Genomic DNA, 889 nt, shown 5'->3' on the forward strand with positions numbered 1-889 from the left:
ACTCAAGAAACCTACTTTTAAAATTCAACCCCATGTAATGATTAGTACGCATTAAAAAACGGTTTTCGCTGCGCACTGAGTGCGCATTTTTGCACTGGCTTCCATTAAAATAGTTTTTTGACTGGAAACTAGAATTATTGCTAATCAAGAAAAATGATTTAATCTTTTTGGTGGCGTTAATCCCGTCAAAATAGCAATTTAAGCGATTATTTAGAGATTGGGTAGCTAGGGTGTTAAATGAGCATGTAGTCATCATAATTAAGCCACCTGTGCCATATGACGGATCAAATAAGCATGAGATAACTTTATTAGCTCAGCTTTTCTCTGATGATAGTCGTAACCAATATGGATTAATGTTATATTTGCGTTCTCAAGGTATGCGATATGGTTTAATTCAAATTCGTTTAGGTGGTCACGAATATTACCAGTAAGATTATTGGCTTTCTTGTATTTGCTTGATGTAGTACCTAATACGATGCGGTTAATCATATCGAATTCATTAGTAAATACGGTGTTATTTGCGCTTTTTCCCAGTGCTTTACGTTGCTCTGTTAAAGCGTCACACATAGGACGGCTATAATCTGCGACTTTTAAACGTGCTTTTAATCGATTAAGCGCTTTCTTCTGGATTGCTGGTGCGATTTCTTTAAGGTGTCCTTCACAACGTATAAAGTACTTTCTTATTGCTCGTCCTTTCTCGTTGTTTTCAATCATCGCCAATTCTTTAGCGGTTCCAATTGTTAATAAGTAATCTTTTTCTGGCCTACCTCGTTGGGTATTTTTCCCCAAAACTGGGGAATATTGTTTATTATTTGTGCTTTGATTCACCAATTCGGGGGAATAATCCAATAGCAAATAATCATCATTTGGACTCAATGCGTACTCATCA

At 36.2% G+C, this 889-nt stretch carries 1 protein-coding gene; it reads right to left on the bottom strand.

Features of this window, described 5'->3' with window-relative positions:
* Window positions 1-258: 258 nt before the first annotated feature.
* Window positions 259-889, bottom strand: a 631-nt coding sequence (locus tag A9G41_RS10250) for an antA/AntB antirepressor family protein (RefSeq protein WP_218837697.1), incomplete at its 5' end; no start/stop codon positions are given.

This window comes from Gilliamella sp. Nev5-1, assembly GCF_001690895.1.
Taxonomy (GTDB): Bacteria; Pseudomonadota; Gammaproteobacteria; order Enterobacterales; family Orbaceae; genus Gilliamella; species Gilliamella apicola_C.